The organism is Allobosea sp. 05T422_2 (assembly GCF_056396265.1).
The window spans coordinates 14,755-40,298 of record NZ_JBFTLD010000030.1 but is presented as its reverse complement, the minus strand read 5'-3'; the positions used below and the strand labels follow the sequence as shown (position 1 = coordinate 40,298).

Sequence of the window (25,544 nt, the reverse complement as noted above, 5' to 3'; positions counted from 1 at the left end):
CGCTCTCGGCTGTCGGGCCGGTCCCGGGGCTCGACAACTACTATGTCGCCGTCACGCATAGCGGCGTGACGCTCGGCGCCTTCCTCGGCGAAGCCATCGCCGACGAAGTCGTGCGCGGCCGCACCCGCTCCGAACTGGCCGAGTTCCGGCCGGCCCGCTTCTTCAACTGACGACCCGACGAGGACAGGACATGAAAACCGCCATCATGGGCGCAGGCGCGATCGCCTATGCAAGCGCAGCACTGCTGATCCAGAACGGTCATGAAGCCCGGCTGTGGTCGCCATCCGGCCGCCGCATCGCAGCGCTCGCCCAGGGCCAGACGCTGCGCAGCGAAGGGGTCGTCGCCGGGGAGTTCAAGCCGACCATCGCCACGGATTGCGCTGCCGCGCTGGCAGGGGCGGATGCGATCCTGATCGCGCTTCCCGCGAACGGCCATAAGGCGGTGATGGACGCCATGGCGCCGCATCTCGTCTCGGGCCAGACGGTCGTGATCAGCTCGCACGCCTCGCTGGGCGCGATCTATCTGGCACGATTGATCGCGGATCGCGGGCTCGATGTCCCGGTCGTGGCGTTGAGCACGACGGTGCTGCGCGCGCGCCAGACGAGCGACACGTCCGTGAAGATCGCGACGCTGCGCGGCAAGGTCGATATCTCGACCCTGCCGACGGAAGCCGCCGCGCGCGGCCTCACTATCTGCAAGACGCTGTTTGGCGACCGTTTCCGCGCGATCTCGAATGTGCTGGCCGTGGCGCTGAGCAACGTCAATCCGCAAAGCCATATGGCGCTGGCCCTCTGCAATTTCACGCGCATGGAGAAGGCCGAGGCCTGGGGCCAGAGCGAGCACATGACGATGGCCGTCGGGCGGCTGTTGGAAGCGATCGACGCCGAACGCCTCGCCATCGCGGCGGCGTTCGGCGTCGAGGTCCGCACCATGCGCGAGCATTATTCGCTGACCTATGGGCTTCCCGATGCAGCCCTCGGAGAGACCGCGAAATTGCTGGCAGCCAGCCAGGAGCCGACGCTCGGGCCGGCCACGATCGACACGCGCTATACACTMGAGGACGTGCCGTTCGGGCTCTCGCCCCTGGTCGCACTCGGACGCCTATGCGGGGTCGCGACCCCCTTGCACGAGGCTGGCCTCCAGATTTTCTCGGCACTTTACGGTCGCGATCTCGCCGCGGAAAACGACATCCTGCCGGCGCTGATGGCCCGCCAGCTCACGCGAGAATCACTCATTGCAATGACGCGGTGACGAGGAGCCTCGAGAGGGCGCTCAAAGGTCGGTGCTCTGGGGTAGGATCACCAGGTCCCGGATGGTGACGTTTCGCGGCCGGGTCAGCATGAAATGCACGGCCTCGGCGACCTCCTCGGCCTCGATCAGGCCGCCCCTGGCGCGCTCCGCTTCGAGCTTCTCCTGCGGCCAGTCGGCGATGAGGGCGGTGACGACCGGACCCGGCAGGACCGCCCCGACGCGCAGTCCGTGCGGAATGACCTGGCGCCGTAGGGTATGAACGAAGGCCTGCACCGCGTGCTTGGAGGCGGTGTAGATCGGCTCCCACACCACGGGCACAATGCCGGCGATAGAACTGGTGACGAGAATATCGCCCGTCTTGCGCGCGATCATATGTGGGAGCACCGCATGGATGCTGCGGAATACGGCGTTGATATTGAGATGCAGCATGCGGTCCCAGGCGTCGGGATCTCCGTCGCTGACGGGCCCGCCGACATAGGCTCCGGCATTGGCGTGGAAGATGTCGAGCTCTCCGGCCCGCTCGAGGATCTGCGACATCATGCCGGAGACGGAGGCCGGATCGGCCAGGTCCACGACGAGCGGTATGGCCTCGGCGCCGAGAGACTTGGTGACACGGCCCAATGCTTCACTGTCGCGATCGACGAGAACGACGCGCGCGCCAGCCGCCAGCAGCCGTTTCGCGCAGGCCAGTCCGATCCCCGATGCGGCGCCGGTAATCGCGGCGACCTTTCCGGCCAGTTCCTGAGTCACGTCATCGCCTCCGACACGGCATGATCTTTCGTCTCCTGCAGCAGATCGCGCGCCGCGCGTGCGGCTGCCTGCAGCGTTTCAAAGGCAGCAAAGCGCCTGTCGTGTAACTGGGCGATGTCGCCGCCGACCGGTGCGAAGACACTGGCGCCCGGTGCCATCTCGACCATGGCTTGCGCGAGGTCCTGKAAGTTTCCGGCCGCCGTCGCACCAAGCATCGCGGATCCGAGAAGGACGGGGTCGACATCCTCGGGAACGAGCACGGGCAATCCGGCACAATCAGCGAGCATTTGCCGGATCAGCGGAGCGCGACCGGCGCCGCCGCTGAGCACGATCGCATCGATCGTTGCGCCCTTGGCGCGGCTGACCTCGATGATCTGCCGAAGGCCGTAGCCGATGCCCGTCAGCCCGGCGACATAGAGCGCGACGAGATGGTCCAGATCGCGCTCCATGCCCAGGCCGGCGATCAAGGCTCGGGCCTGCGGATCGGCATGCGGCGATCGGTTCCCGAGAAAATCCGGCACGACGACGAGACCCTTCGCAAGACGTGCAGCCTCCGAAAGGTCGGCGGCGCTCGTCGCCGCGCGCGCGGCGAGCCAGTCTGGCAATGAGCAATGGTCCGCCGCCGCGCGCTGCTGCGCCTCCGGCGCGGCCGGATGAAATCCGATCAATTGTTCGATCGCGGCGCCGGCGCCGGATTGACCGCCCTCGCTGAGCCAGAGATCAGGCGCCATCGCCGAGAAGTAGGGGCCCCACACACCGGGAATGAAGATCGGCTCGCGGCTGCTTGCCATGGTACAGGCGGAGGTGCCGAAGACATAGGCCATGCGGGTTAGTGCCGTGCCGTGCGACGAGCGCACACCAACCGAGCCGACACCGCCGGCATGAGCGTCGATCAAGCCCGCCGCTACGGCAGTGCCTGGCTTCAGCCCGAGTTCGGCAGCTGCCTCTTCGGTCAGCCCCTGTGCGAGGGCAGTGCCTCCGGGAACGATCTCCGTGCCGATGCGGGCAAAGCCATCGTCGCCGAGATCGCCGAGCCCGATCTGGTGGAAATAGCCTGCGTCCCAGCGCGCTTCATGCGCGAGATAGGTCCATTTGCAGGTCACCGTGCAGGTCGAGCGCGCCAGCGAGCCGCTTGCCCGCCAGGTCAGGAAGTCGGCGAGGTCGAGGAACTGCCAGGCTGCATGATAGGTGGCCGGCAGATTCTCCTTCAACCAAAGCAGCTTCGGCGTCTCCATCTCGGGCGAAATCGTGCCGCCGACATAGGCGAGCACCGGATGGTTCGTGCGGTTGATGCGTTCGGCCTGATCCAGCGCACGATGGTCCATCCAGACGATGATGTTGCGGCCCGGATCGCCATGGGGACCGACGGGCAGCGGCACGCCGTTCTGCCCGAGCACCACCAGCGAGCATGTCGCATCGAAGCCGATGCCCGCGATGGCCTCCGGCGCGAGCTGTGCCATCGCCATGGCCTCGCGGACGCAGGCGCAGACCGCATTCCAAATGTCAGCGCTCGATTGCTCGGCGATGTCCGGCCCGTCCCGATAGAGCGCGATGCCCCGCTTCGCCGTCGCGAGCATGCGCCCGCTCGGGTCGAAGATTCCGGCGCGGGCGCTCGCGGTGCCGACATCGATGCCAATGAAATGCTCGGTCATATCCTCGCGATCCTGTCGGAAGGGGCGGCATCGGCCGCCCCGTGCAGAGCGGTCAGGCTGCGGCGCGATTTGGCGACCCGGCACGCGTCCCATCTGGATTGCGCAAGTAGACGCCGCGCTCGAGTTGCTGGCGGCGTAGGTCCTCGATGTCGATATCGGCCGGCGGGCGGTTGCCGCGGACCGAGATCCTGGCGGCGCGCCCGGCCGCCTCGCCCATTGCCATGCAGGTTGCCATGACGCGGATCGCGCCCATGGCCTCGTGTGTCGCAGAGATGCTGCGTCCGGCGACCAGCAGATTGCCGATCTTCTGCGGGATCAGTGAGCGGTATGGAATATCGTAGCAGTCGCCGCACCAGATCAGGGTACAGCCGTCGTCGGACGGGCGGTGAATATCGATMGGATAGCTCGCCACCGCGATCGCATCGTCGAAATGGCGACAGGACAGGACGTCGTCCTGCGTCATCACATATTGGCCGATGATGCGGCGTGTCTCGCGGATGCCCAGGAAAGGCGCGGTCTTGGTGAAATAGGCCTTCTCGAAGCCCGGCACGTAATTGACGAGATAGGTGACGATATCGTCGATCTGGGCGCGACCTTCGATCTCGCCCTTGGTCAGGCTGCGGGCGTTGGTTCCATCCGTGCCCTTGACGCGGGTCATGTTGATCCAGACCTCGCCCTTCTTCAGACCGGTGATGATGATGGTCCGCTCGTTCGGGATCTGCAGGCCGCGCTCGGCCTTGGCCTTGGCCATCAGCTCACGCATGCCGACGACGATGAACTGCCGGTTCTGGCCGAAATACTCGGCGGGAATGAAGTCGGTGAGGTAGGTGCGTGCTTCCGGCGGAGCATTTGCGATGCTCATCCGAAGCGCATCGGTGTCGACGCCGGCCAGGCAGAACATCAGCGTCGGCGGCTGCATGCCGCCGTCGGCATTGCCCTTCTCCGTGGGCACGCCGGCGCTGTAGGCGACGTCGGCATCGCCGCTGCAGTCGATGACGACCTTGGCGAGGATGGCGATGCGGCCGGTCTTGCTCTCCGTGATGACGCCGCGAATGATGTCGTTCTCGACAAGCGCGCCGGCGAAGAAGGTGTAGAACAGCACATCGACGCCGGCCTCGGTCAGCATCTCGAGCGCCACGGTCTTGACCGCTTCGGGTTCGACCAGCGTGATGCCCATATGCAGCGGGCAGGGCCGATGCTCGCTCGCGCCATCCCGCTCATTGCGCAGGCGTTCGATGAATTTCTGCGGCAGTCCGTCGATGATCTGGTTGCCCTTCTGGCCGAGGAAACCGAGCACCGGCAGGCCGATCGTCATATTGCCGCCGACGAAACTGCGGCTTTCGATGAGCCCGACGCGGAGACCGTCTTCGGCTGCGGCCAGGGCAGCGGTGATTCCGGACGGCCCGCCGCCGACGACGAGCACGTCATAATCGGCTGAAACGGGGATGGAGCGCGCCGGCTCCTCGATGAAGCGAACCCCTGTGGTGGACATGAGGCGATTTCCTTCCATTGGCATCGTTCGATCGTGGTGCGGGGCCGGCGCCGAGGCGCCGGCCGTTGTCGTTCAATCAGGCCGGCATCATCGGCTTGACGCGCTCGATGATGGCGCCGACTGCGTCCTTGACGGGCTTGCGTCCGAGCACGGCGAGTTGGACCTCCTCAAGGAACGTCGCCTGCGCTCGGGCCGCCTCGGGAAATGGCGGGAAGGCGCCGCGCGCCGTCGCCAGCACCCTGGCTTCTGTGGCGGCGAGAGCGTTTTTGGCCTTCAGGCTTTCATCGGCATAGGTCGAGACGCGCACCGGGCCATTGCCGTTGACGGCCATGCCGAGCGTCACGCGCTTGCTCGACACTTCCCTGATGAAGCTCCAGGCCAGCGCCTTGTCCTTGGCATTCTTCGGGATCGACATCGCCCAGGCTTCGACCACGGAGGCCATCGGCATCTTGCCCTTGAGCCCGGCGGCGATCGGGAACTCGACCGCCTTGATCTTGCCCGCAAACTTACTCTGCTCGGGATTGTTGAGCTGCGCGCCGCGGGCGAAAGGCAGGACGGTGAAGGCGGCACGGCCCTGTTGCAGCCAGGTCACCTGATCGTCGTTCTTGGTCGTCGCATAGCTGCGCGGCAGGCTTCCGGATTCGAACATGCCGCGCAAAGCCGCGAGCCCGCTTTCCAGAGCGGCACGGTCCGGGACCAACTTGAGATCAGGACTGATGAAGTCTCCGCCATAGGCGCGGGCAAACATCACGGGGAAGACGGCGAGATCGCTCGCCAGCACCATGCCGGTTACCGGCGTACCGGCCTTGGAGGTGAAGGTCGTCTTTTTGGCCTGCTCGATCAGCTCTTCGAGGGTCGTCGGCGGCGCCGAGATCCCGGCCTCATCGAGCAGGGCCTCGTTGTAGAACAGGCCCTGCGTCGCATGACGCACCGGGATGCCGATCAGCTTGCCGTCGACCGTCATGCCCTGCACGAGACCAGGCGCGATATCGCCGAAATCCTCGATCGGGTCCTGCTTCTGAAGAGCGTCCAGCGGCTCGAACAGGGCGGCGATCTGAGAGGTCGGCCGGTTGTCGATGAGATAGCCAACCCCGTACTCGGTCTCCTTCAGGCTCGCCTCCCGGAAGAGCCGGTCCTGCAGCGGGTTGGAGTCGAAGGTGGTGAAGGTGATCTCGGCATCATTGGCCTTGCGCCAGTCCTTCAGCAGGTCACTGTCGCCGCTGCCGAGCACGGTCTGATGGACCTTGTGGCTCAGCACGTTCAGCGTCTTGCCGGCGGCCAGGGCAGGCCCGGTTGCGAGCGCGGCCGCGGCGCCGGCAGCGCCGGCCATGAAACCGCGGCGTGTCACGTCTGTTGCAGGCTTGTTCGACATGGCTTCCTCCCTTTTTTGATTGGCTACCCCTTCGTCGAACCGGCGGTGAGGCCGGCCACGAGATAGCGGTTCATGAAGACGACGAAGAGCAGGACGGGCAMGAGCTGCACCGTCGAGGCGGCAAAGAGGATCCCCCAGTCGACGCCGTCGATGGAGCCGATCATCTCCGAGATGACGAGCGGCGCGGTCTTGGCGCGCGTCGCCGTGAAGATGAAGGCGAACAGGAACTCGTTCCAGGAGAAGACGATCACGAAGACCGCGACGGCGAGAACGCCCGGCATCGCCAGTGGCGCGATGATCTTGCGCAGGATCGTCATGCGGCTGGCGCCGTCGATCGAGGCAGCCTCGTCGAGCTCGCGCGGGATCTGGTCCATGAAGGTGCGCATCAGCACCGTCCCGAGCGACACGAAGAAGGTCGCGTAGAGCAGGATCAGCACGAGATGGGTGTCGCTGAGGCCAAGTGCGTTGACGATCGGGAACAGCGGCAGCGTCACCACGATCGGCGGGATGAGGCGTACGACGATCAGTCCGACGATGCTGGCTCCCAGCCATCGGCTGGAATGGCGGGAATAGACATAGCYCGCACAGGCGCTGGCGATGATCGCGAGCAGCGTCGCGCCGACCGTGATCAGCAGGCTGTTCAGCAGAGCTTCGAAGAAGACACCCCAGGACCGCCAGAGTTCGGCGTAGTGCTTCAGCGTCGGCGTGAAGAGCCATTTCGGCGGAACCGCGAAAATGTCCTGACCCGGCTTCAGCGACGAAACGGCGATGAAGAGGATCGGAAACAGCGACCAGAACAGGATCGCCGCGACGGCGAGAGCCTTGCCGGCCCCGATGAGGAGACRCTCAGTGCGCATGGGAGAGGCCTCCCCGTCGCAGCAGAAGAACATAGCCGGCCGCGAGCAGCAGCGAGACCACGACCATGATCCAGGCGGTCGCCGCCGCCGACCCGAAGGCGTTGAAGCTGAACGCCTCCTGATAGAGATAGATCGCCACGACTTCGGTCGAGCGCGCCGGTCCGCCCTTGGTCAGCAGCCACGCCTCCGAGAACAGGCGGAAGGCGAAGATGTAGCGGAAGAGCAGCGCGATCAGCATCGCCGGGCCGAGCAGTGGCAGTGTCACACGCCGGAAGGCCTGCCAGCGCGTGGCTCCGTCGATCCGCGCCGCCTCGTAGAGCTGGGCGGGGATGGCGAGGCGTGCCGCATAGACGATCACGAAGGTAAAGGGCAGATGCAGCCAGACCGTCAGCAGCCCGATCAGCACCATGGCGTGCGACGGTTCGAAGGACCAATCCAGCGTCGGCAGGCTCAATGCCCGCAAGGCCAGCGTGACCGGCCCGGCATCGGRATCGAACAGGAAGCGCCACATCACCACGGCGGTGACCTCGCTGACGGCATAGGGCGCGAGCACGGCGACGAGAAGGAAGCGGCGAAACGGCAGGCCACTGGCGAAAAGCAGCGCCATGCCKAGCCCGACGGCCAGTTCGAGGTGGACGGCCACGACGACGAGCACGACCGTGTTCAGCAGCGCGCTGTGAAAGGCCGGGTCCGCGAGGACACGCATATAATTCTGAAGCCCGACGAAGCTCGGCGCCTGGCCGAAGCTCGAGGTGTTCAGGCTGAGCCACATCACATAGAGCGACGGCAGCACGATCACGCTCAGGATGAGCAGATGGACCGGCGCGAGCAGCGGCAGAATCCGTGCCGTTTTTTCAGGCTGCACTCTTTCCTCCAGGACTTCTTTCGATCCAGGCTCTCTTGGCCCGGTGGCGCGGACATGGGGTTGTCCGTCAATGCATGGCTTTGGGCGCAGAGATCGCCGTCTCCGGGTTCAGAAGCGGTTCGGGGCTATCGCTGTCGCGACCATCGTCCGCCGCGGGCACGAGATCGCGGACGGACTCGCGGACCTGCAGGCTGGTCTGCAGTACGATGCGCTGCGGCGCCGAGCCGTCGCCCGCCATGCGCGCGCGCAGGCGCTGCCAGGCGGCTGCGGCGATCTCCGCGATCGGCTGCCGAATTGCGGTGAGGCCGGTCTTGCGCGCGCTCATCCAGGGATAGTCGTCGAAACCGACCACGGAGACCGGATCGGGAATATCGACCCGCAGACGGGCCAGCGCCGAGAGCGCGCTGAGCGTCGTGACGTTGGTCAGGGCGATGACTGCGCTCGGCCGCCGGTGTCGCTCGAGCCAATGCAGGAAGGCGCCGGCCCCGCGCTCGGCATTGGAACCGAGTTCGATGACGGTCGGCTCGTGGCCGATCGTCGCACGAATCAGGTCGCAGGCGCCGCGCGTGCGCTCGCGGATCGGTGAAATTCCGAGGCTTGAGGCGGCGACGACGATGTCACGATGACCCCTGCCCAACAGATGCCTTGCCGCGATCTCACCGGCTTCTCGATTATCGATTGCGACCGTGTCGACGATGCAGCCTTCGGGCGGCACGCGATCCGCGAAAACCATCGGCAGGCGACCGATCTCGCGCTCGAGTCCTGCGGGCATGCCGTCGCTGCAGGGAATCGCGATCAGGCCGGAAGGGCGCCAGGCCAGCAGGGCACGCAGCCGCGATTGTTCCAAAGCGATGTCGTCACGCGAATTGGCGACGATGATGTCATATCCGTCCGCCTGCGCCATCACTTCGAGCTGCGAGACCAGGGAGGTGAAGAACACGTCGTCCAGATCCGGAACGAGTACGCCCACGACCTTTGCCTGGCCCGAACGGAGCTGAGAGGCAGCGCGGTCGACTTGGTAGGACAGCTCGCGGGCCGCCTTCTGGACCCGCTCCTGGAGATCGGCATTGACCGGCTTGTTGCCGCTGAAGACGTTCGACACCGTGGCGATAGACACGCCAGCGAGCGCCGCTACCTCCTTGATCGTGACACGTTTCGAGCTCACCGCATGGCCTGTTAAACGTTTTACAGTAAAACGTTTAACGGAGCGCGCGCGTTGATGCAACTGCCTTTCACATGGCTCCCTGTGGCCGGGGGCCAGGCTTGAGCGGGTCGGCCAAGCCTCCGTGCAACGGAGCCCGAAGCTCAGCGATCCAATCCCTTGACATCTGGGGTCCGTCCTATCTGGCACCCTGTGTGCATGGCGCGCCGCTCTGCCGCGCTTATAGCGACGACCTGCGGCTTGCCGGCCATGAGATCATCCTGAAGGGCGGCCAGATGGGGCCCGCAGGATTTCTTTGCGAGGGCTCGCGGGGGTATTCTTCCCAAGGTAGCCAATCGCTCCCCGCGCGGCAGATATCGGAATACGGAGCGCTCAACCGCCTGAGAGAGCGACGGGCCTTGGCAGGACGCCGTTCGTTGCAGCCAATCTGTTCAACGACGCTCGGGGGCGTTCGAAACTGAGCCGTCCGCGCTTGAAGCCAGTGATGGGCTCGGCAATCTCTGCCAGCGCATCGGTTGGGGTCTTGGCATCGAGAATGACAAGATCCGCGGGATTCCCAACCGCGATCCCGTAGTCAGGCAGCCGCATCAGCCGCGCAGGCAGCGTCGTGATCAGGTCCAGACAGCACGGAAAATCGCCCGGCCCGCATTGCGCGACATTGGCATAGAGATTCGCCATGCGGAGCAGCGAACAGTCACCGAAAGGGGTGAAGGGATTGAGAACGTTGTTGGTCGCGATCGAGCAGACCACACCTTGCGCGGCGAGACGATGGGCTGGTGCGAGCCCGCGCGGCTGAGCGTAGGCCGATTGCCGCCCCATCAAATACAGGTCTGTCGCCGGGAGCACAGTCAGTGCAACTCCGGAATCGGAAAGCCGGTGCCCGATCACAGCCAGCGTTTCCGGATCGACCATCGATAGTTTGCTGACATGGCCAATTGTGACGCGACCCTGCCAGCGATGGTGCTCAGACTGGCGGCAGACTTCGTCGAGATGCATCCAGCTCGGATCGAGGTCGAAGTCGAGATGGAAGTCGAGGTCGACGTCAAATTCCCTTGCCAGTGCGAAGAGACGGTCGATCTGGGCAACCGGGTCGGTATCAGTATAGGGGCAGCCGCCGAGGAGGTCGGCGCCATCGCGTAACGCTGCAAGCAGCAGCGCCTCCGTGCCCGGGTCGTTGGTCAAGCCCTCTTGTGGGAAGACGCAGATCGAAAGATCGAGCGCCCAGGCATAGTCGGTTCTCAAGGCCTTGATCGCCTGAAAGCTCCGAATCCCGGCACGGGGATCGACCTCGACATGAGTGCGCATGCGGGTCGTGCCCTTCGCGATTGCCTTGTCGAGCACGCAAGCGCCGCGCTCGTAGACATCGGTCACGCTAAAGTCCCGTTTCATCGCGGCCACAGCCGCAATGGCGTTGCTGAGCCCGCCATGGGAGTGGCCGCAGCGGCCAAGCAAGCAGGCCTTGTCGAGATGGATATGGCTGTCGACGAAACCTGGCACGACAAGGCGGCCACCGACGTCATGGGCCGGTGCATCGGTGACGAGATTTGGTGCCATGGCGACGATACGACCGGCGCTGACTCCGATGTCCTGCGGCCGCTCGCATCCCGCAATGGCGGCCTGGCGGAAGACGAGATCGAGAGCTGTGTCGGACGGCATGATGCTGCTTCGGAATCGGCATTGAATGGATCGAAAACATGCATGCACTTAATGTGCCGGGATGATGCTCTCCGACGCACCGCCGTTGAGCCATGGCTGCGGCGAGGAGGGGAAGGCGCGAGAGGAGGCGAGATAGTCAGGCGTCGCCATGAACCCGTGGGGGTCACGGGCCCCCGAGCCAGGCCCCTGGCTCGGGGGCCCGCTGTCGCCGGGATGTCTGGAACGAGAATGTTGCCTCGATCCTGCAGCCGCACGGCATCGCCGCGGGCAGCGCTATTCCGCTGCGTCCAGGCGCCGCTTGCGGACGGTGGATCGCGTGACCGGCGCGTCAGCATAGGGCGCCAGGATATCCATGATGTCGCGGCCGCGCGGCTTGGCCTGCGCGACGAGGGCCCGCTCCGCCACCGAATCGAGGTGGTGATGCATCAAGCTCATCACCTTCTCCGCATCGCCGCTTTCAAGCGCATCGATGAGCAGGCGATGCTCATTGATTGCGCATTCCGAGGAATGCGGGCGGCTGAACAGCGATAGCGTCAGGCAACAGCGATAGGCGATCTCGCTGACATAGCGGATCATGATCGCGCTTTCCGTCATGGTGGCGAGAAGGATGTGGAATTCGGTGGCGAGCCGGATCGAGACCGCGTCGGGCCCACCGCGTGCCGCGTCTTCCTGATCGATATGAGCGCGTAGCGCCGTGAGCTGGGCCTTGCTCAACCTGCCTGCGAGCTGGCGCACGACGAGGCGCTCGAGCTGGATCCGAATATCGAAGGTGTCGCGCGCCTCTTGCCAGCTCGGGGTGGCGACGACGGCGATGCGGTTGCGGCGTAATTCCACCAGGCCCTCGGCCGCGAGCTGGCCGAGCGCGTGGCGCGCGATCGTGCGGCTCACGCCAAAGCGTTCCCCGAGCGCATCCTCCGGCAGTTTGGCGCCAGGCTCGAGCGCCTGCTCGATGATCGCACGCCGCAACGCCCGGCAGATCGTTCCGACCTTGTCCGATGGGCTGTCTTCGGCCTTGTCGCGCGCCATGTCCCGTGTCCGCGTGTGAAGCCACCCCTCTTAGCGCCTCGGTTCCAAACTCTGCAATCTGCTCGGATCGGGAGCCGCCGGATAGAATACAAGATGGCATCATGATTGCATGYACTTTTGGGAATGAACCTCGCGATAGCCACACTCCCTATCGTCTCGGCTCCTGATGCGATCATGGCACAGGGCACCATGACACGGCCGGGCTCGGCGATCGAACTGTCGCAGACGAGCGTCACCTTCGGGCGGGGCGCAAACGCCGTTCCCGCCTTGGCGGAGACGACCCTGCGTATCCAGGACGGTGAGTTCCTCGCGCTGGTCGGCCCGTCGGGTTGCGGCAAGTCGACGATCCTGAAGCTCGTCAGCGGGCTCGTGCAGCCGACGACGGGCGTCGTCATCGTGGGTGGCCGCGAGGTTGCGGCGAAGGCGCTCAGGATCGGGATGGCATTCCAGAACCCGACCATGTTGCCCTGGCTGACGATCGAACAGAACGTCATGTTGCCCTTGAAGATCGTCCAGCCTTTCCGCTCGCGTTATCGGCGGGAGAAACGCGCTGCTTTCCGCGACAAGGCGCATGCATTGCTGGCGCAAGTCGGATTGCAGGGATTTGCCAGCAAATATCCCTGGCAACTCTCAGGCGGCATGCTTCAGCGGGCCAATCTTTGCCGAGCGTTGATCCATGAGCCGCGCATGCTGCTGCTCGATGAGCCCTTTGGCGCTCTCGATCAGTTCACGCGCGAGGAACTTTGGGCGATCCTGCAGGATCTTTGGCTGGCTCACCGTCCGACCGTGCTGCTGGTGACGCATGATCTGCGCGAGGCCGGATTCCTGGCGAGCCGCATCTGCGTGATGAGCGCGCGGCCCGGCCGCATCCTCGACGACAGCGAGGTTGCGTTTGCACGCCCGCGCACCATCGCCATGAGCTTCGAGCCGGATTTCGTGGCGCTGAACCAGCGCTTGCGTGACTTCATTGTTGATGCCCGCTCGGCGCCGGCAAGCCAGGACGGTGCATGAGATGAGCGAGTTCAAGCGCAAGTTCTGGGCAGCGGCGCTGATCGCGCTCTTCTTCGMGTCCTGGGAGCTGTTCTGCCTGCTCGCGGGCGTGTCGGACCTGATCCTGCCGCGGCCAAGCCAGGTCTTCGCTACGCTTCTCGCGCGCTTCCCTGTTCTCTGGCCCCATATCCTGCAGACGCTGGCGACGACGATGGCCGGCTTCGTCCTCGGCGTCCTGCTCGGGGTCTTCCTTGGTGCGACGATCGGGGTGTCGCGCACGGCCTATGACACGGTCTATCCGCTACTGATCGGCTTCTCCTCGATCCCCAAGGTCGCGGTCGTGCCGATCTTCGTGCTCTGGTTCGGCTCCGGCACAGTCCCGGCCGTGCTGACCTCGCTCGCGATGTGCTTCTTCCCGATCGCCGTCAATATTGCGACCGGGCTTGCCACCACCGAGCCGGAAATGGAGGACGTGCTGAAGGCGCTCGGCGCCAGCAAGCTCGACATCCTGTGGAATGTCGGCCTGCCGCGGACGATGCCGTTCTTCTTCGCCTCGCTGAAGGTCGCGATCACCTATGCCTTCGTCGGCACCGTGCTGGCGGAAACCGTCGCCTCCAATCGCGGCATCGGCAACGTGATGATGAGCGCCTCGTCGAATTTCAACGTGCCGCTGGTCTTTGCCGGGCTCTTCATCCTCGCCGGCCTGGGAGTCGCGCTCTACGCCGCGTTCTCGCTGATCGAGATGCGTGTCACCGGCTGGGCCAATCGCAAGAACGACTTCGCTGCCGCCTGATCCAATTCGTATCAACCAGAGGGGACATGAGGATGCTCAAGACGTTGACCGCGACGCTGTTCGCAGGCCTTGCACTGGCCAACTCCGCCATGGCGCAGGAGACGACGCTCAAGTTCACGCTGGGCTGGAAGACCCAGGGCTCCGATGCGGTGTTCTTCGTCGCCCGTGACAAGGGCTACTACAAGGCAGAGGGCTTGAACGTCGTGATCGACCAGGGCGAGGGTTCGGGCGCGACGGTGACGCGCATCATGGGCGGCGCCTATGACGCCGGCTTCGGCGACGTCAACGCCATCATCCAGAACGCGGCTGCCAAGCCGGGCGAAGCGCCGGTGATGGTGTACATGATCTGGAACCGGCCGCCCTTCGCCATCTCGAGCAAGAAGGCGACCGGCATCACCACACCGAAGGACCTCGAAGGCAAGACATTGGGTGGGGCACAGGGCACCCCGACGACCCGGCTGCTCGAGGTCTTCGCCCGCAAGAATGGCCTCGACATCAGCAAGATCAAGCTCTCGAACATGGCGCCCAACCTGCAGGAGCCGCTGCTGATCAAGGGCGATGTCGACGGCGCGCTCGTCTTCAACATCACCGGCTACTTCAACCTGCTTCTCAACCGGCAGGATCCCGACAAGGATTTCAACTGGCTGAGCTTCGGGGATTACGGGCTCGACCTCTATTCCAACGGGCTGATGGTCTCGCAGAAGCTGCTGAAGGATAACCCCAAGGCGGTGGCAGGGCTCGTTCGTGCGACCAACAAGGCCATGATCGAGATCGCTAAGGACCAGGCCCTCGGCATGAAGGGCGTGATGAATTTCGACAATCTCGTCAACGAGGCTGTCGAGAAGAAGCGGCTGCAATACTCCTTCAGCGAGCTGATCGTCTCGCCGGAAATGAAGGAAATCGGTGTCGGCGACACCAAGGACGACCGCATGGCGCGCGCCATCGACATCATTGCCGAGGGCTATCAGCTCGCCCGCAAGCCGAAGCCCGAAGAGATCTTTTCGCGCCAGTTCCTTCCGCCCAAGGCGGAGCGCGAGCTGGTCTACACGGCAAATTGATCGGCCATGGCGGCAGGGCGGCGCGATCGGCACCGTCCTGACCGATCCGTCGCTGGTTTGTGACCAGGCGTCGGTGATTGTTTTCTATGCTCGTCAACGTCGCATGACACAGGGAGATTCTGCCCTTCGCGATTACTGGTGCGCGCCGCGGTCGTGGCTACGCGGGCTGTACAGTCCCGACGTCGCGCCCGATCTTCGTGTAGATACCGGCGCCGATCATGCCACCATCGACGGCGAGATCCGTGCCGGTGATGAAGCGGCTATCGGGTCCGAGCAGGAACATCACCGCGCCGGCGATCTCGTCCGGGTCGGCACCACGCGCGAGTGGCGTCATCATCCGGTTCCCTTCGAAGAAGGCGGTTGCGCGCTGAGCGTCGTAGCCTCCGTTGGGCTGATTGATCATCGGGGTATCGACCAGCCCCGGGCAGATCGTGTTCACCCGAATTCCCCGAGCCGCCAGTTCGATGGCAGCCGCCTTCGCGAGACCGCGCAGCCCCCATTTGCTGGCGGTGTAGGCGGCGCTGAAATAGCCGGTGAGGCCAGCCGTGGAAGACACGTTCACGATCGACCCGCCGTCGGCCATGTGCGGCGCCAGGTGCCGGATACCCAGGAAGGCGGCATTGAGGTTGACGTTCAGCACGGCCAGCCACTCGTCATGCGTGGTCTCCGTAACGGTCTTGCGCAGCGTGATGCCGGCGTTGTTGACCAGCCCCGAGAGCGAGCCTCCGAGTGTGCCGGCTGCGGCGAGGATCTCGGCCCAGGATTCCTCCCGCGATATGTCGGCCGTGACGACACTCAGCCTGTCCGCTGTGTCGCCGAGCACTGACCAATGCGGGTCGTCGGGGCCAAGCACGTCGGCGACCACGACCTTCGCGCCGGCCGCAAGAAGGCGGGACACCTCGGCAGCGCCTTGCCCCCTTGCCCCACCGGTGACGACGAAGACCCGATCCTGCCAGAAGGACGAACTCATGACCTGCCGATGCCTCCGTCGACACCCAGAACGTGGCCGGTGATGTAGCCGGCGGCATCGGAAGCGAGGAAGCTCACGGAATCCGCGATCTCTGTCGGCTGCCCCATGCGTCCGAGTGGCGTCCGACCAAGATAGATCGCCTTCTGCTCGGGATCGGCATGCATCCATGCGCTCATCGGGGTCTCGATATAGCCGGGGGCGATGGCGTTGACGCGAATGTTCAGGGGGCCCCACTCGATCGCGAGACAGGACGTCAGATGCGCGATTGCGGCCTTGGCAGCAGCATAATGAGCGCAGTTGGGCCGGGCCTTCAGGCCGGCATAGCTTGAGAGGTTGACGATCGAACCACCGCCGCCGTCCTTCATGACCCGCGCAGCGGCCTGTGCCCCGAAGAATGCCGCCGTCAGATTGACGTCGATCGACTTGCTCCAGTCATCGACCGTGATGTCGAGTGCGGCCTGGCGTTCCAGGAAGCCCGCGTTGTTCACCCAGATGTCGATGCGGCCGTGATCGGCTGCGATCTGCGCGACGGTATCCTGCAGGGCGGCCGTATTCGCGATGTCGACGATCCGGCGATCGATGCCGGCCGACCCTGGTCCGTCCTGGCGGTCGAGCGCAACGACCCTGGCGCCTTCGGCATTCAGCTTCGCGCAGATGGCTGCTCCAATGCCGCCGCTCGCGCCGGTCACGACGGCGATCTTGCCCCGATGGGCCTTCTGGCAATCCTGCATGGTTCCCGTTCCTGGAAGAATGGGCCGCACGCTGTGCGGCCCGGTTGGTCAGCGACCGCTGCGGATCTGGCTGAGGGGGACGCCGCGGGTTTCGCGGATCATGATGGCGGCGATGACGGCGAGGGCGCCGAGGACCATGATGTAGAGCGAGAACACCCAGGACAGTCCGATCGAGCTCAGCCAGGCGTTGAGATAAGGGGCCGTGCCTCCGAAAATCGCGACCGAAAGCGACGACAGGAAGCCGACTCCGAGCGCCCGCTGCTGGGTCGGGATCTGCTCTGCGATCAGGGTCGGGTAGATCGAGGCGATGATCGCCCAGACGGCCAGGCCGATGCCTTGAGAGAGGAAGAGGGTCCAGGGCTCGTTTGTCAGAATCGCTGCGACCGGGATCGGAGCCAGGATCAGTCCGAGCCCATAGATGAACACCATCGGCTTGCGGCCGACCTTGTCTGCGAGGTGCCCGAACAAGGGCAGCAGACAGAGAACGACGAGTTGAGCGAGCAGGCTCGCGATGAGGGCTCCGCGGGCATCCATTCCGCGCGCGGAGATCGCAAAGCTCGGAGCGAAGGTCACCCAGGTGTAGTAGGCGACATTGGAGCCGGCCGAGAAGAAGACCACCTTCAGCAGGATCTGGAGTTTGTCGCGGCCATTCATCGGCGCGACAACCGCAGGTGTGGCTTCGTCCGCGTCATAGACCGGGGACTCATGCGCGGCGCGGCGCATGTAGAGCGCGAACAGACCGAGGATACCACCGAAGGCGAAGCCGAGACGCCAGCCATAGGCCATCATGTCCGCCGGCGAGAATAGCGACGTCAGCACGATACCGAGGAGGGTCGCCGCCATGACGCCGAGCGTCACGCTGATGAAGACGCTGCTTGCCCAAAGGCCGCGCCTTTCGGCGGGAGCGATCTCTGCAACATAGGCATAGGAGACGCCGGACTCTCCGCCATGCGCCAGGCCCTGCAGCAGGCGTGCGATCAGCAACAGCGCCGACGCCCAGATTCCGATGCTCGCGTAGGAGGGGATGAGGGCGATCATCAGGCTGGCCGCAGCCATCGTCGACATCGTCACGATCAGGGTGTTCTTGCGGCCGATCCGATCGCCGAAGCGCCCAAAGATGATGCCGCCGATCGGTCTCGCAACGAAACCAACCGCAAAGACGGCGAGCGTCGAGAGCAGCGCGGATGTGGAGTCCGTCTTCTCGAAGAAGTTGGCTGCGAGATAGACGGCGAAGGTGCCATAGAGCGTCCAGTCGAACCACTCGAGCAGATTCCCGACGGCGGCGGCTCGGAGCGACTGGAGCGATTTGCTCCTAGCGACACGATMGTGCGGACGCGCGGCCTCGCCGCCCGCCAGAATATCGGCTGACATGAATTCCTCCCTGGTGGCTCTTTGGCCGTTCTGTTTAGAGATGGGTCGAGAACCAGCGCGCTGCCGCGCTGCTCGTCGTCTCGAAATGCTGCTGGTAGGCGGAGTAATGGCCGCCCTGGAGCAGCAGCAATTCCTTGGGCTCGCGCGCCTGGGTGAAGGCGTCGAGTTGAAGATCGGTCGGCGTCTGAAGGTCGTTGTCGGCAACGATCATCAGGAGCGCTGCGGGCCCGATCCGCGACACCCATTGACCTGGCTCGTAGCTGCGCGCGAGTTCGAGAGATCGGATGGTCACTTCGTTGCGCCATTCGGGGCAGCGCGCGGCCTGTCCGATCATGTAGTCGTATGATTCCGCGCCGGGATAGGCGACGTCCGGCCCTTCATCCTGCCCGACCTCGCGCATCGTGCCTGGCGGTTGTCCGTTCAGGCGCGCCAACCGGTCATCCGCGAAAAAGCGCTGGAGCGTCTCGGCGTGGCGCGGATGGACCTTCCGCAGGCCGGACAGGTAGCCGCTGATCGTCGGAACCTGGCTCACGACGCATTTCACCCGGCGATCGGTGGCACCGACTACGAGGACATGGCCTCCGCTGTAGCTGGTTCCCCAGATCCCGATGCGCTGCACGTCGACGTCGGGGCGCGAACAAAGATAGGTGACCGCAGTCCTATAGTCCTCCTGCTGCCAGGCGGGATCGATCTCCTGGCGGGGCAGTCCGGAGCTCTTGCCGAGCCGCCGATAATCGAAGGTCAGGCAGGCGATGCCCTGTGCCGCAATGATGCGGGCATAGTCCTCGAGATCACCGCCCGCGACCATTCCCCAGCCGTGTCCGAGGGCAACGGCGGGAAGCGGTCCGCTCGTCGACGGCAGATGGAAGGAGCCGCGAATGACATCCTCACCGGCGCGAAATTCCACGGGGGTGGTTGAAACGTCCATTCGCCTGTCCTCCTGATCCGCCTTGGCGCTGGCTGCGGGAGCGGATGTATTTTCAAGAGGTTTTGGCGAATGGTGCCTCTTGATCAACGCCGCAAAACAACTTTATCAATCGGTATTCCCGATTGATCAGGCGCCATGGATCTCCGCAAACTCGATTGCTTCCTGGCCGTGGCTCACCGGCTGCACTTCGGCCAGGCCGCCGAAGCACTGGGCGTGAAGCAATCCGTCGTATCGGAGTCGATCAAATCTCTCGAGAGCCATCTCGGAGGTCGGCTGTTTGAGCGGACGAGCCGGCGCGTATCGCTCACAGCTCTCGGGCAAGCTCTGCTGAAGGATCTCGAACCGCCGGTCAATGCTCTCAGGGCGGCGCTTGGCGATGCGCGCAAACGCGCTCAGGGCCAGCAGACGGAATTGCTCGTCGGCTATCTCGGCGGTGGATTCTACGAGCTCACATCGGCGGTGGTTGCGGAATTCGCGCGCTCTCGTCCCGACATCTCGCTCCGCTTCGTCGAGCTCAACTATCTGAACCAGGGATCGGCGGTCCTGGACGGCAAGGTCGACGTGGCGCTGGCGCGGCTGCCGCTTGCGACACACAGCCTGACGCGAGGCGCCATTCTCTTCCAGGATGCACGCACGCTCGTTGTGCCGAGCGGACACCGCCTGGCGGCCAACAAGCTGGTGGATCCAGAAGAGCTGCAATACGAGCGAATGGTCCGATTGCCCGCCGGCGCAGCGTCCGACGAGTGGTGCAACTATCATTTTCCGCGTGTGACCCCGTCGGGGCAGGCCATCGCCGACGGTCCCGAGATCGCGACGGTGCGAGAAGGGCTGGTCGCGGTCGCAGCCGGCCAATGCGTCATGACCTTGACCTCGCGAGCCCGGAACTACTTCGCCCATCCTGGCGTCGAGTTCATCGAGATTGATCTGCCGCCGATCCAGAGCGCCCTGACCTGGCGCACTTTCGATCACCGCTCAGGGCCCCGAGATCTCGAAATGGCGGCAAGGGCCGTCGCCGCCCGCCTCGGCACGCTCGCCCTTGCAGAAGGCCCGCGCTGATCGGGGCGGCCTCGCAATTCCGGTCTTCCCGGGGCCTGGCGATCAGCTCTCGTCGGCCAGGGGGTGCAGGTCGCGCACCATGCTCTTCAGGCGCTCGTCGAGGACATGGGTGTAGATCTGGGTCGTGGCGATATCGGCATGGCCGAGCAGTTCCTGCACGACGCGAAGATCCGCACCGTTCTGCAGCAGATGGCTGGCGAAGGCGTGGCGCAGCACGTGCGGGCTCAGCGCCGCGGATAAGCCGGCTGCCCCGGCCAGCATCTTGAGGTCGCGGCCAAAGGCCTGGCGCGTCAGATGCCCACTCTCGCCGTCGGACGGGAAGAGCCAGCGGCCGTCCGCGCTTCCAGCCTGGCGCAGGGCCTCCAGATAGCTGCGTGYGGCCTCGCGGGCAGCGTCGTTCAGCGGCACCAGCCGGTCCTTGTTGCCCTTGCCGCGCACGACAAGGAAGCGCTCGCGCGTCGTTGCCGCTGAGAGCGGCAACGCCATCAGTTCGGACACGCGCAGGCCCGTGGCGTAGAGCATCTCGATCAGGCAGCGCATGCGCAGGGCCTTCAGCCGTGCCGCCGGGGTAAGACCATCGCGTTCGCTGAGGAGCCGCGCCGTCTCGATCAGGCGATCGACATCGGCGACGGAAATGACCTTGGGCAGCGGCCGGCCCTGCCTTGGTCCGTCGATCGCGGCGGAGGGGTCGGCGCCCGTCAGCCCTTCCGTATAGAGGAAGCGATGGAACTGGCGCACCGCGGAAAGCCGGCGCGCCGTCGATGACGCCTTCAATCCACGGGCTGCAAGATCGGCGAGCCAGTCCCGGATGTCCTGGGCGCCGATGGAGCCGAGGTCGCCGCGGCCGGCGATGAAGCCGGTATAGTCGTCGAGGTCGCGCTCATAGGCCTCGAGCGTGTTCTTCGCCGCGCCGCGCTCCGCCGCGAGCATGTCGAGAAAGGCCGTGATCCGGCTGCGCGCCAGCCGGCTCATCGCTGCTGCAGCTTGGACGGTGGCACGATCTCGACCATCTCGCGCTGCTCGGGCTGGACGAAGGTGACCAGCGCGATCATTCCGGCGAAGATCAGCCCGCCGACGATGGCGAGAAAGGCGATGAATCTGAAGAGGGTCGGCACGGGCCGGATGTCTCCTGGAACCTTGCCCCGATTCAGGACTATCCGGTTATTCCCGATGCCTGGCGGTTCGCGCAAGTGCAGACCGGTTCATCAGCGTCGTGAGGGCATGACGTCGGCTGACGGCTCATGCTAGACCGGCTGCGAGGAAATGCCGCGATGACAATAGCCGACCCCATCGAGAACCTGGACAATTCCGAGTTGCGCAGTCTGCTCGGGAAGCGCGCAGTCGTGCTTGTCGGCATGATGGGCTCGGGCAAGAGTTCCGTGGGGCGGCGGCTGGCAACGCGGCTCGGCCTGGCTTTCGTCGACGCCGACGTCGAAATCGAAACTGCGGCCGGCATGACGATTCCCGAGATTTTCGCGCAGCGCGGCGAAACCGAGTTCCGTGACGGCGAGAGACGCGTCATCAGCCGGGTTCTGGCGACACGCGCGCCGCTGGTGCTCGCKACCGGGGGCGGCGCCTTCATGAACGCGGAAACGCGGGAGCGCATCATCGAACTCGGCATCTCGATCTGGCTCAAGGCGGATGCCGATGTGCTGATGCGCCGGGTGCGCAAGCGCTCCAACCGGCCCCTGCTGCAGACTGCCGACCCTGAAGCGACGATGCGGCGGATGCTGGCGGAGCGCGAACCGGTCTATGCTCTGGCTGATGTAACGGTGACCTCGCGCGATGACCCCCATGAGGTCGTCGTCGAGGAGGCGATAGTCGCGCTCGATCGCCATTTGCGTTCCCTTGAGAGCCTTTGAGCTGCTGAGAGCGAAGACATGATCAAACCTGCGAACGAGAAGTCCGGCGCGCGGATCGTGGTTCCCGTTGCGCTCGAAGGGCGCAGCTACGACATCCATATCGGCCGCCACCAGCTTTGCGAGGCGGCGAGCCTGATCGCCAGCTTCGCGCCTGGCGCCAAGGCGGCGCTGGTCACCGACGAGCATGTCGCCGGCCTGCATGCGCCCGCCTTCGAAACCTGCCTCCAACAGGCCGGCGTCGCGACCACGCGGATCGAGATCCCGCCCGGCGAGGCATCGAAATCCTATGCTCGGTTCGCGGCGCTTTGCGACGCGCTGCTCGCTGCGAAGATCGAGCGCAACGATCTCGTCATCGCCTTTGGCGGCGGTGTGGTCGGCGACCTGACCGGTTTCGCGGCGGCCGTGCTCAGGCGCGGCGTGCGCTTCGTGCAGATCCCGACGACGTTGCTGTCGCAGGTCGATTCCTCGGTCGGCGGCAAGACAGGGATCAACTCCTCGCATGGCAAGAACCTGATCGGCGCCTTCCACCAGCCAGCCCTGGTCATTGCCGACACGGCGCTGCTCGATACGCTGAGCGAGCGGGAGTTCAAGGCTGGCTATGCCGAGGTTGTGAAATACGGGTTGATCGGCGACCCGAATTTCTTCGACTGGTGCGAAGTCAACTGGAGCCGCATCATTGCAGGCGGACCCGAGCGCGATCATGCTGTCGCCGTGTCCTGCCGCGCCAAGGCGGCGATCGTGGCACGGGACGAACGCGAGGAGGGGGACCGCGCCTTGCTCAATCTCGGCCACACCTTCGCTCACGCGCTGGAGCGCCTAACCGGCTATGACGCGAACCGGCTGGTGCATGGCGAGGCGGTGGCGATCGGTCTTGCGCTCGCCTTCCGCTTCTCGCAGCGGCTCGGCCTTTGTTCCGGACAGGATGCAGGGCGGGTCGCGGCGCATCTCGATGCCGTCGGCCTGCCGAGCCGATTGCAGCAGGTGCCGGGCGGGGCCGGCAGCACGGAGGAGATCGTTGCCGCGATGACCCAGGACAAGAAGGTCAAGCGCGGCGTGCTGACCTTCATCCTGGCGCGCGGCATCGGCAAGAGCTTCATCGCGCCGGGCGTCGCGGCGGACGAGGTCAGGGACTTCATCGAGGCCGAGCTCGCGGCCGCCTGAGCACGCTGGGACCATGCTCGAGAACATCAACCCCTGGCTGGCCGCGCTGATCGTCCTGATCTGCCTGTTGCTATCAGCCTTCTTCTCGGGCAGCGAGACGGCGCTGACGGCTGCCTCGAAAGCCCGGATCGCCGCGCTGGAGAAGGCGGGAAGCCGACGGGCCGGCATCGCGATGCGGCTGCTGGCGACGCGGGAGCGGCTGATCGGCGCCATGCTGATCGGCAACAATGTCGTCAATATCGGTGCCTCGGCCTTCGCCACCAGCGTGCTGGTCGCGGCCTTCGGCAATGCCGGGGTGATCTATGCGACGGCCGTGATGTCGGTCCTCGTGATCATCTTCGCGGAGATCATGCCGAAGACAGCGGCGATCGCGAAGCCCGACCAGGCGGCGCTGCGGCTGGCGCGGCCGGTGGCCTGGGTCGTTGCCGTGCTGGGCCCGCTGACACTGGCGATCGAATGGTTTGTTCGGCGCTTCCTGCGCCTCTTCGGCATCCGTATCGACGAGAACCAGTCGATCCTTTCACCGAATGAAGAGCTGCGTGGTCAGGTCGACCTGATGCACCAGGAGGGGGCGGTCAAGAAGGCCGATCGCGACATGCTCGGCGGGCTGCTCGACCTGAAGGAGCTCGGCGTCGAGGACGTGATGATCCACCGCACCAAGATGCGGACGATCAATCTCGATATCGGACCGGAAGCGATCGTGCGCGAGGTCCTGGCCTCGCCCTATACGCGGATGCCGCTCTGGCGCGACAAGCCGGAGAACATTGTCGGCATCCTGCACGCCAAGGACCTGCTGCGGGCGCTCGATGCTGCCGGCGGGGATGCCGGCAAGCTCGACGTGGCGCAGATCGCCCTCGCGCCCTGGTTCACCCCGGTCACGACCTCGCTGCCTGATCAGCTCAAGGCCTTCCTGGCGCGCAAGACCCATTTCGCGCTTGTCGTCGACGAGTATGGCGAGGTGATGGGGCTGGTGACGCTCGAGGATATCCTCGAGGAAATCGTCGGCGATATCCGCGACGAACATGACATCGCGGTGCCGGGCCTGCGCCAGCAGGTGGATGGGTCGGTGGTCGTTGATGGCGGAGTGCCGATCCGGGACCTGAACCGCGCGATGGACTGGGACCTGCCCGACGAGGAGGCGACAACGATTGCCGGCCTCGTCATTCACGAGGCCCGCACCATCCCCGAGGCCGGGCAGGCCTTCACCTTCCACGGCTTCAAGTTCGAAGTGGTGCGCAAGAGCCGCAACCGCGTGACCTCGCTCCGGATCACCCCCCTGGCGCTTGCCCTCGCCGCTACGGGCTGAACACTAGCACCAGGAAGACGAAGAAGACGCAGAGATGCACGGCGCCTTCCAGCATCGTCGTGCGTGAGCCGGTGAAAGTCAGCGTGCTCAGCATCAGCGTCATCGCCAGGATGACCATATTGGTGGCCGACAGGCCGAGCGTGACCGGCTGGCCGGTGAGAAGGCCGATGCCCAGCACGGCAGGCACCGTCAGGCCAAGCGTCGAGGCTGCCGCACCCAGGCACAGATTGATCGCGCGCTGGAGCTGGTTGGCATTGATCGCGCGCAGGGCCGTAATGCATTCCGGCGTGAAGACGACCATCGCGATCAGGATGCCGCCGAGCGCCGGGGGGGCGTCGAGCTTGGCGATGCCGAAATCGAGCACGGCCGCCAGGCTCTTCGCCAGGATGACGATCGGCAGGATATTGGCCAGGAGCAGCCCGATATTGGGCAGGATGCTCCCGGACGCGGCGTGCCCGACGCCTTCGACCTGAGGCTGCGCTTCGCCGGTGCGTGCCGGCATGTCAGGCTCGATGAAGAAATCGCTGTGGCGGCCGGTCTGCAGGATCAGGAAGGCCGCGTAGAGCGCCAGGGTGAACAGCGAGAAGCAGATGGCCTGCACGTTGGTCAGCGTGCCGTCGCTGGTCGAGGTGGTGAAATTCGGCAGAACCAGCGCGATGACCGTCAGCGGGATGATCACGACCAGATAGGCGGTGGCACCTTGCAGATTGTAGCTCTGCTGGAAATGGCGCAGGCCGCCGAAGATCAGCCCGATGCCGACGACGCCGTTGAGCACGATCATCAGCACGGCGAACATCGTGTCGCGGCCAAGTGTCGGCGCCCCGGTTGCCCCGAGCATCACGGCCCCGATCAGCGCCACCTCGATGATGACGATCGAGAGCGTCAGGATCAGCGTGCCATAGGGTTCGCCCAGCCTGTGCGCCAGTTCCTCCGCCTCATGCACGACGCCGATCGCCGACCAGGCGATGATGCCGAGCAACCAGGCAAAGATCAGCATGGACAGGACGGGGGAGCCAAGCTGCCCGAGAATCGTCTTGCCGAAGAACAGATAAGCAAGGACCGAGGCCCAGGCGCAGATGAGGMGGATGATCATGCTGGTCAAAGACAGACCCCATCCTTGTGGCGGGCGGACGACAAACGAGACATCGCCCGGCGAGGACGCCGGGCGATGGACCGAGGGATATACGCGCGGCGTCGGAGGATCGTTGGCTCCGCCGCGCCTCATTCGCAAGTA

24 protein-coding genes are annotated in these 25,544 nt (G+C 65.1%); 8 read left to right on the top strand and 16 right to left on the bottom strand.

The genetic code is table 11. The features are described from left to right. Positions 1-190 precede the first annotated feature (190 nt). Positions 191-1,252, top strand: coding sequence for an NAD/NADP octopine/nopaline dehydrogenase family protein (locus tag AC1DJT_RS08360; RefSeq protein WP_476769445.1), 1,062 nt, complete (start codon positions 191-193; stop codon positions 1,250-1,252). Positions 1,253-1,273: 21 nt separating this feature from the next. Here the strand turns inward: AC1DJT_RS08360 and AC1DJT_RS08355 are convergent, their stop codons facing one another. From AC1DJT_RS08355 to AC1DJT_RS08315, 9 genes are all read right to left on the bottom strand, one after another. Further along, on the bottom strand, positions 1,274-2,002 hold the full coding sequence (locus AC1DJT_RS08355; RefSeq protein ID WP_476769444.1) for an SDR family oxidoreductase: 729 nt from the start codon (positions 2,000-2,002) through the stop codon (positions 1,274-1,276). Further along, positions 1,999-3,654, bottom strand: coding sequence for an FGGY-family carbohydrate kinase (locus AC1DJT_RS08350; RefSeq protein ID WP_476833890.1), 1,656 nt, complete (start codon positions 3,652-3,654; stop codon positions 1,999-2,001). The genes AC1DJT_RS08355 and AC1DJT_RS08350 overlap by 4 nt, the downstream gene beginning before the upstream one ends. Before the next feature lie 52 nt (positions 3,655-3,706). Beyond that, positions 3,707-5,146, bottom strand: a complete 1,440-nt coding sequence (locus tag AC1DJT_RS08345; RefSeq protein WP_441492501.1) for an FAD-dependent oxidoreductase — start codon at positions 5,144-5,146, stop codon at positions 3,707-3,709. Positions 5,147-5,222: 76 nt separating this feature from the next. Further along, complete coding sequence (locus AC1DJT_RS08340) at positions 5,223-6,518, bottom strand: ABC transporter substrate-binding protein (protein ID WP_441505733.1); 1,296 nt, start codon at positions 6,516-6,518, stop codon at positions 5,223-5,225. A 23-nt stretch (positions 6,519-6,541) separates the two neighbouring features. Further along, on the bottom strand, positions 6,542-7,375 hold the full coding sequence (locus AC1DJT_RS08335; RefSeq protein ID WP_476833889.1) for a carbohydrate ABC transporter permease: 834 nt from the start codon (positions 7,373-7,375) through the stop codon (positions 6,542-6,544). After that, the gene (locus AC1DJT_RS08330; RefSeq protein WP_476833888.1) at positions 7,365-8,240 is read right to left on the bottom strand and encodes a carbohydrate ABC transporter permease; all 876 of its coding nucleotides are present in this window, start codon (positions 8,238-8,240) and stop codon (positions 7,365-7,367) included. Before AC1DJT_RS08330 ends, AC1DJT_RS08335 begins: the two co-directional genes overlap by 11 nt. A 67-nt stretch (positions 8,241-8,307) precedes the next feature. After that, on the bottom strand, positions 8,308-9,405 hold the full coding sequence (locus tag AC1DJT_RS08325) for a LacI family DNA-binding transcriptional regulator (RefSeq protein ID WP_441505730.1): 1,098 nt from the start codon (positions 9,403-9,405) through the stop codon (positions 8,308-8,310). 369 nt (positions 9,406-9,774) lie between these two features. Then, positions 9,775-11,058, bottom strand: coding sequence for an amidohydrolase family protein (locus tag AC1DJT_RS08320; protein ID WP_441505729.1), 1,284 nt, complete (start codon positions 11,056-11,058; stop codon positions 9,775-9,777). 273 nt (positions 11,059-11,331) lie between these two features. Beyond that, a complete protein-coding gene (locus AC1DJT_RS08315) occupies positions 11,332-12,084 on the bottom strand; it encodes a GntR family transcriptional regulator (protein WP_441505728.1) in 753 nt (250 codons plus the stop codon). Between the two features lie 174 nt (positions 12,085-12,258). On the opposite strand from AC1DJT_RS08315, the gene AC1DJT_RS08310 reads away from it, so the two are divergent. Genes AC1DJT_RS08310 through AC1DJT_RS08300 form a run of 3 tightly spaced genes read left to right on the top strand, consistent with a single transcriptional unit; the run spans position 12,259 to position 14,925 of the window. Continuing rightward, the gene (locus AC1DJT_RS08310; RefSeq protein WP_441505727.1) at positions 12,259-13,095 is read left to right on the top strand and encodes an ABC transporter ATP-binding protein; all 837 of its coding nucleotides are present in this window, start codon (positions 12,259-12,261) and stop codon (positions 13,093-13,095) included. A 1-nt stretch (position 13,096) separates the two neighbouring features. Then, positions 13,097-13,867, top strand: a complete 771-nt coding sequence (locus AC1DJT_RS08305) for an ABC transporter permease (RefSeq protein ID WP_476833887.1) — start codon at positions 13,097-13,099, stop codon at positions 13,865-13,867. Positions 13,868-13,899: 32 nt separating this feature from the next. Further along, complete coding sequence (locus tag AC1DJT_RS08300) at positions 13,900-14,925, top strand: ABC transporter substrate-binding protein (protein ID WP_441505725.1); 1,026 nt, start codon at positions 13,900-13,902, stop codon at positions 14,923-14,925. Positions 14,926-15,082: 157 nt separating this feature from the next. On the opposite strand, the gene AC1DJT_RS08295 is transcribed toward AC1DJT_RS08300, so the two are convergent. Genes AC1DJT_RS08295 through AC1DJT_RS08280 form a run of 4 tightly spaced genes read right to left on the bottom strand, consistent with a single transcriptional unit; the run spans position 15,083 to position 19,012 of the window. Beyond that, complete coding sequence (locus AC1DJT_RS08295) at positions 15,083-15,895, bottom strand: SDR family NAD(P)-dependent oxidoreductase (protein ID WP_441505724.1); 813 nt, start codon at positions 15,893-15,895, stop codon at positions 15,083-15,085. Further along, a complete protein-coding gene (locus AC1DJT_RS08290) occupies positions 15,892-16,626 on the bottom strand; it encodes an SDR family NAD(P)-dependent oxidoreductase (protein ID WP_441505723.1) in 735 nt (244 codons plus the stop codon). Before AC1DJT_RS08290 ends, AC1DJT_RS08295 begins: the two co-directional genes overlap by 4 nt. A 48-nt stretch (positions 16,627-16,674) precedes the next feature. Further along, a complete protein-coding gene (locus AC1DJT_RS08285) occupies positions 16,675-17,997 on the bottom strand; it encodes an MFS transporter (RefSeq protein ID WP_476833886.1) in 1,323 nt (440 codons plus the stop codon). A 34-nt stretch (positions 17,998-18,031) separates the two neighbouring features. Next, on the bottom strand, positions 18,032-19,012 hold the full coding sequence (locus tag AC1DJT_RS08280) for an alpha/beta hydrolase (protein WP_441505721.1): 981 nt from the start codon (positions 19,010-19,012) through the stop codon (positions 18,032-18,034). A 48-nt stretch (positions 19,013-19,060) separates the two neighbouring features. On the opposite strand from AC1DJT_RS08280, the gene AC1DJT_RS08275 reads away from it, so the two are divergent. Next, the gene (locus tag AC1DJT_RS08275; protein WP_441505720.1) at positions 19,061-19,981 is read left to right on the top strand and encodes a LysR family transcriptional regulator; all 921 of its coding nucleotides are present in this window, start codon (positions 19,061-19,063) and stop codon (positions 19,979-19,981) included. A 42-nt stretch (positions 19,982-20,023) separates the two neighbouring features. Here AC1DJT_RS08275 and xerD read toward each other — a convergent pair whose 3' ends face one another. Next, entirely contained in the window at positions 20,024-20,953 is a 930-nt protein-coding gene (gene xerD / locus AC1DJT_RS08270) for a site-specific tyrosine recombinase XerD (protein WP_476833885.1), read from the bottom strand. Next, complete coding sequence (locus AC1DJT_RS08265) at positions 20,950-21,096, bottom strand: histidine kinase (protein ID WP_441492512.1); 147 nt, start codon at positions 21,094-21,096, stop codon at positions 20,950-20,952. Before AC1DJT_RS08265 ends, xerD begins: the two co-directional genes overlap by 4 nt. A 156-nt stretch (positions 21,097-21,252) precedes the next feature. Between AC1DJT_RS08265 and AC1DJT_RS08260 the strand changes: the two genes are divergently transcribed. From AC1DJT_RS08260 to AC1DJT_RS08250, 3 genes are read left to right on the top strand one after another with little or no spacing between them, the layout of a single operon-like run. Then, entirely contained in the window at positions 21,253-21,843 is a 591-nt protein-coding gene (locus AC1DJT_RS08260) for a shikimate kinase (RefSeq protein ID WP_441492513.1), read from the top strand. Positions 21,844-21,861: 18 nt separating this feature from the next. Further along, positions 21,862-23,004, top strand: coding sequence for a 3-dehydroquinate synthase (aroB, locus tag AC1DJT_RS08255; protein WP_441505718.1), 1,143 nt, complete (start codon positions 21,862-21,864; stop codon positions 23,002-23,004). Positions 23,005-23,017: 13 nt separating this feature from the next. Next, on the top strand, positions 23,018-24,310 hold the full coding sequence (locus tag AC1DJT_RS08250; RefSeq protein WP_441492515.1) for an HlyC/CorC family transporter: 1,293 nt from the start codon (positions 23,018-23,020) through the stop codon (positions 24,308-24,310). Here the strand turns inward: AC1DJT_RS08250 and AC1DJT_RS08245 are convergent. Further along, on the bottom strand, positions 24,300-25,403 hold the full coding sequence (locus tag AC1DJT_RS08245) for a calcium:cation antiporter (RefSeq protein WP_476833891.1): 1,104 nt from the start codon (positions 25,401-25,403) through the stop codon (positions 24,300-24,302). The genes AC1DJT_RS08250 and AC1DJT_RS08245 overlap by 11 nt on opposite strands. Between the last annotated feature and the right edge of the window lie 141 nt (positions 25,404-25,544).

Excerpts from the sequence above, each read along its gene's own strand:
- AC1DJT_RS08340 (WP_441505733.1), bottom strand. The coding sequence starts at position 6,518 with ATGTCGAACAAGCCTGCAACAGACGTGACACGCCGCGGTTTCATGGCC.
- AC1DJT_RS08320 (WP_441505729.1), bottom strand. The coding sequence starts at position 11,058 with ATGCCGTCCGACACAGCTCTCGATCTCGTCTTCCGCCAGGCCGCCATT.
- AC1DJT_RS08315 (WP_441505728.1), bottom strand. The coding sequence starts at position 12,084 with ATGGCGCGCGACAAGGCCGAAGACAGCCCATCGGACAAGGTCGGAACG.
- AC1DJT_RS08310 (WP_441505727.1), top strand. The coding sequence starts at position 12,259 with ATGGCACAGGGCACCATGACACGGCCGGGCTCGGCGATCGAACTGTCG.
- AC1DJT_RS08300 (WP_441505725.1), top strand. The coding sequence starts at position 13,900 with ATGCTCAAGACGTTGACCGCGACGCTGTTCGCAGGCCTTGCACTGGCC.
- AC1DJT_RS08295 (WP_441505724.1), bottom strand. The coding sequence starts at position 15,895 with ATGAGTTCGTCCTTCTGGCAGGATCGGGTCTTCGTCGTCACCGGTGGG.
- AC1DJT_RS08290 (WP_441505723.1), bottom strand. The coding sequence starts at position 16,626 with ATGCAGGATTGCCAGAAGGCCCATCGGGGCAAGATCGCCGTCGTGACC.
- AC1DJT_RS08275 (WP_441505720.1), top strand. The coding sequence starts at position 19,061 with ATGGATCTCCGCAAACTCGATTGCTTCCTGGCCGTGGCTCACCGGCTG.
- aroB (WP_441505718.1), top strand. The coding sequence starts at position 21,862 with ATGATCAAACCTGCGAACGAGAAGTCCGGCGCGCGGATCGTGGTTCCC.
- AC1DJT_RS08250 (WP_441492515.1), top strand. The coding sequence starts at position 23,018 with ATGCTCGAGAACATCAACCCCTGGCTGGCCGCGCTGATCGTCCTGATC.